The organism is Candidatus Accumulibacter vicinus (assembly GCF_000584955.1).
GTDB classification, from domain to species: Bacteria; Pseudomonadota; Gammaproteobacteria; order Burkholderiales; family Rhodocyclaceae; genus Accumulibacter; species Accumulibacter vicinus.
The window spans coordinates 139,607-144,292 of sequence record NZ_JDSS02000006.1 but is presented as its reverse complement, the minus strand read 5'-3'; the positions used below and the strand labels follow the sequence as shown (position 1 = coordinate 144,292).

4 protein-coding genes and 1 tRNA gene are annotated in these 4,686 nt (G+C 57.0%); 1 reads left to right on the top strand and 4 read right to left on the bottom strand.

The features are described from left to right. On the bottom strand, positions 1-883 hold an 883-nt coding region (locus CAPSK01_RS01460; protein ID WP_273702857.1), incomplete at its 3' end, for a LysR substrate-binding domain-containing protein. A gap of 70 nt (positions 884-953) precedes the next feature. Then, a complete protein-coding gene (locus CAPSK01_RS01455) occupies positions 954-1,661 on the bottom strand; it encodes a 16S rRNA pseudouridine(516) synthase (RefSeq protein ID WP_034921367.1) in 708 nt (235 codons plus the stop codon). Positions 1,662-1,759: 98 nt separating this feature from the next. Here CAPSK01_RS01455 and CAPSK01_RS01450 point away from each other — a divergent pair, with 98 nt between their 5' ends. Continuing rightward, on the top strand, positions 1,760-2,095 hold the full coding sequence (locus CAPSK01_RS01450) for a DUF1840 domain-containing protein (protein WP_034921366.1): 336 nt from the start codon (positions 1,760-1,762) through the stop codon (positions 2,093-2,095). 100 nt (positions 2,096-2,195) lie between these two features. Here the strand turns inward: CAPSK01_RS01450 and thiC are convergent, their stop codons facing one another. Next, positions 2,196-4,112 carry a phosphomethylpyrimidine synthase ThiC gene (gene thiC, locus CAPSK01_RS01445; protein WP_034921363.1) on the bottom strand — a complete coding sequence of 639 codons (1,917 nt, stop codon included), beginning with the start codon at positions 4,110-4,112 and terminating at the stop codon, positions 2,196-2,198. Positions 4,113-4,544: 432 nt separating this feature from the next. Further along, a tRNA-Glu gene (locus tag CAPSK01_RS01440) sits at positions 4,545-4,620 on the bottom strand. Between the last annotated feature and the right edge of the window lie 66 nt (positions 4,621-4,686).

The following is a 4,686-nucleotide window of genomic DNA, read 5'->3' as shown; positions in this document are numbered from 1 at the left end:
CGTCCAGGATGGCTGCCCGTAACACGTCGATTGCCTGCGGCCTGGGGAAAGTCGCTCGCCAGGCGATGACTACCCGACGCACAGGGGCAGGCTCAATGAAATGACGAAACAACAGCAACGGATCTTGCTGCGGCCACGATGCTGCAGCCGATGCCGGTACGATCGATATACCCGCGCCGCTCGCAACCATGTAACGAACCGTTTCAAGAGAACTTCCTTCAAGCGCACCCTCGGTTCCGCCCGGTGCCGAAAGCTGTGGGCAAGCCTGTACGACCTGATCCCGAAAACAGTTGCCAATGCCCAGGAGCAGCAGATTTTCCGCAGCCACCTGTTCCGGATCGATCAGGGACTCCATGGTTAAAGGATGCCCGGTCGGCATCACAACACAAAATGGCTCCTCATACACCACTCTGGAGACGATTCCCGGCTCCTCAAATGGCAAGGCTACGACAATCACATCGAGATCACCCCGACGCAACTGCGCCGCCAGGTTGACGGTAAAGTTCTCGTGTAGATAGAGCGGCATCCGCGGTGCTCGGGAATGCAGGGACGGAATCAGACGCGGCAGAAGGTAGGGCGCAATAGTATAGATGACACCAAGGCGCAATGGCCCAGACAAGGGATCCTTTCCCTGCGCAACGATCTCCCTGATCCTTCCTGCTTCCTCGAGTACCCGCTCAGCCTGCTTCGCGATCTGTTCGCCGATCATGGTCAGCCGGACATCAGCGGATGATCGCTCGAACAGAATGACGCCATGCCGCTGCTCGACCTTTTTCAGCGCGACCGAAAGTGTTGGCTGGCTGACGTGGCACTTCTCGGCTGCGTGCCCGAAGTGCCTCTCACGAGCAAGCGCAACGATATAACGCAGTTCGGTCAATGTCATCGCAATGAACCCGGGTTCAGTTCACTCATGAACTGGATCAACGCCGGTAGCAAGAGTACCCGCCATCGCCTCATCCACGTTGCGCCAGAAGTTCCAGCTCTGGCGACTCAAGCCACATCCAGTGGCCTACTGGCAATGACAGTGGTAACGAAAAACCACCCACCGCAATGCGATGCAAGGCCTCCACACGATTGCCGGCAGCGGCAATCATCCGCTTCACCAGATGGTATTTCCCCTCGGTAACGGTCAAACGCAATCGCTTTTCGTCCAGCCGAATGCACGCCACGGCTTCGACCGGTTGGGCATCGTCATGTAATTCGACCCCATGGAGTAGCGCCATCACCTGTGCATCCTCAACCTTATACCTCGTCGTGACCTCATACACTTTAGGAATCCTCTTCCGTGGCGAGGTAAAGGTATGGATGAATTGACCATCGTCAGACAGCAGCAGCAGGCCCGTGCTGTCCTGATCAAGGCGACCAACGGTCTGGACTCCACGGGTCGCCAGCGGCTGTGGTAGCAGCGAATAGACGCTGGGATAATATTGTGGTCGACGCGAGCATTCATAACCCGCTGGCTTGCTCATCGCCAGGTAGACAAACTCGCGATAGTTCCACAGGACACCATCAACGGCAAAGCTCAGCCCAGCCGGCTCGAAGTGCGCGAAGGGATCTACGCAGGTCTTCCCGGCGACGTTGACGCGACCCTCAACGACCAGCACGCGGCACTCCGCCCGGCTGCCAAAGCCCTGCGATCTGAGCAAGCGTTGAAGTTCCATTCCCAGACCAATTATCCGCCTCTGGCTATTGTTGTCTAATCCGTGAACTGCAACAATAGATATCGTTGCCATCGATCAATTCCACGGAGATTCCCTTCATGTTGGTCAAGTTTACATCAAGCACCTCCGGCCAGATCATGATGTTTGCCCAGGTTGCTCGTCAATTGCTCGAGCTGGTCGGTAAAGACTGCAGCGCTCGCGGCGTCATCACCACTGAGCAACTCCCCGAAGCGATCGAGCGCCTACGTGCCGCCACCGCTGAACACAAAACTCATTCCACTACCCATGGCGAGGCTGACAACGAAGATGGCAGTGACGAGCAAGACGCCTCACCGATCGGGCTTGGCCAACGCGCCTACCCGATGATCGAACTGCTTGAGTGGACACGCAAAGAGGATGGCTTCGTCCTTTGGGAGGCTGCCAAAGACTTTTGAAGCCGCCAAGCGAGGAGTGCCAGCCCGCTTGTCATCGGCCGCGCTGCCGGCCCCCTGATCTTTGTTCCCTCAATGTTTCGCCAGAGTTGTTGCTGGCGGTTCAGATCTTTCGGTATACCTCAGCGCCGGCTTTGACAAATTCGATGGCTTTGCCTGCCATTCCCTTCGCCAGCGCCTCGGTTTCGCTCACCCCCTGCTCGATGGCAAACTCCCGCACTTCCTGAGTAATCTTCATGGAGCAAAAATGTGGGCCACACATCGAGCAGAAATGCGCGACTTTCGCCGAGTCCTTGGGCAAGGTTTCATCATGAAACTCACGCGCCTTGTCAGGGTCTAGTCCCAGGTTGAATTGATCTTCCCAACGGAATTCGAAGCGCGCCTTGGATAAGGCGTTGTCACGGATCTGCGCACCCGGATGACCCTTGGCAAGATCGGCGGCATGGGCTGCGAGCTTGTAGGTGATGATCCCGGTCTTGACATCGTTCTTGTCGGGGAGACCCAGGTGTTCCTTGGGCGTCACGTAGCAGAGCATTGCTGTGCCGAACCAACCGATCATCGCCGCACCGATTCCACTGGTGATATGATCATAACCGGGTGCGATGTCGGTGGTCAGCGGTCCCAAGGTATAAAATGGAGCCTCCCTGCAGAAGGAAAGCTGCAAGTCCATGTTCTCCTTGATCATGTGCATCGGCACATGGCCCGGCCCCTCGATCATCACCTGCACATCGTGCTTCCAGGCGATATCTGTAAGCTCCCCGAGAGTCTTCAACTCACTGAGTTGGGCCTCGTCGTTGGCATCGTAGATTGACCCCGGACGCAACCCATCACCGAGGCTGAAGGCCACATCATAGGCCTTCATGATCTCGCAGATTTCCTCGAAGTGGGTGTAGAGAAAGCTTTCCCGGTGATGGGCAAGACACCACTTGGCCATGATCGATCCCCCTCGCGAAACGATGCCGGTCAGGCGTCCGGCGGTCAGGGGCACATAACGCAAGAGCACGCCGGCATGGATCGTGAAATAGTCGACCCCCTGCTCCGCCTGTTCGACCAGAGTATCGCGGAAAATCTCCCAGTTCAGGTCTTCGGCTTTGCCATTGACCTTTTCGAGAGCCTGGTAAATCGGCACGGTTCCGATCGGTACCGGACTATTGCGAATGATCCACTCACGTGTTTCATGGATATTCTTCCCGGTCGACAGGTCCATCACGGTGTCACCACCCCAACGGATGGCCCAGGTCATTTTTTCAACTTCTTCCTGAATGCTCGAACCAAGTGCCGAGTTGCCGATGTTGGCATTGATCTTGGTAAGAAAGTTGCGGCCAATGATCATCGGCTCGCTTTCCGGATGGTTGATATTGCACGGTATGATTGCCCTGCCCCGCGCAACTTCAGAGCGCACGAATTCCGGGCTGATTTCGTTCGGGATGCTGGCGCCATAGCTGTTGCCGGGGTGTTGACGGCAGAGAATTTCGGAAAGACGCTGCCCTTGCGGGCCCGAAGCCTTGAGCTGCTCGATGTAGGTGCGACGGTTGTTGTTTTCCCTGATCGCGACATATTCCATCTCCGGGGTGATGATACCGCGCCGTGCATAGTGCATTTGACTCACGTTGGCCCCTGGCCTGGCGCGCAGGGGCCTACGCTGCAGACCCGGAAAGCGCAATTCTTCAAGGGCACTATCGGCTGCACGAAGACGACCGAAAACGGAACTCAAACCGGAAAGCGGCTCGCTATCACCCCTTTCTGCAATCCACTGCGCACGCAGTGCCGGCAGCCCCTGGCGAACGTCGATGCTGGCCCGCGGATCGGAATAGGGGCCGGAACAATCATAGACATAAATTGGCGGGTTTTGCTCGCCTCCGAAAGCCGTGTCGGTATCCGACTGAGCAATCTCGCGCATCGGTACGCGAATGTCCGGCCGGCTGCCGACCACATATATCTTTCGGGAGTTGGGCAGCGGCTTGATCGCGGCCTCGTCCACATGCGCGTCGGCGGCAATAAATTTTTCGTTAGCGTTCATGGTGTTTCCTTGCGAAGGAGTATGGCAAAAGCGCTCTGAAACATACGGCAGGGCAGACAAAGGCTTAGCGAAGCAACTGTGGCAACACAAATGGCGGAACCAGTAGTTCGTTCCGAGAACACAATAGTGGTGTCAGGATCATGACTATGATCGCCTATTGTGTAATTGATTGGCGGAATGTTCTACCAGATCCGTCCGCTTCGCTGCGCCACACGACCCGTACAGGTTCTTGGCACCTCGGTGTGTCCGCGCAACTTACTGGAAATGCCAGGCTTTAGCAAGAATGTTGACCGCCCACGGAAGCGTCGGAACGACGCGCGGGAAAGGAGTCACCTGGGGGCGGGGATCAACAGGAAGAAGGTCTTCTACTTGACGCGAATGACCACAGCACAGTCGGTGTCCTCCCGGCAGCAGCAGTCAGCTCGCCTGACTTGGCGTCCCCACGGGGATTCGAACCCCGGTACCTACCGTGAAAGGGTAGTGTCCTGGGCCTCTAGACGATGGGGACCCGGAAATTTTCTTTCGCAATGCTGGTGGAGGTACGCGGGATCGAACCGCGGACCTCTTGCATGCC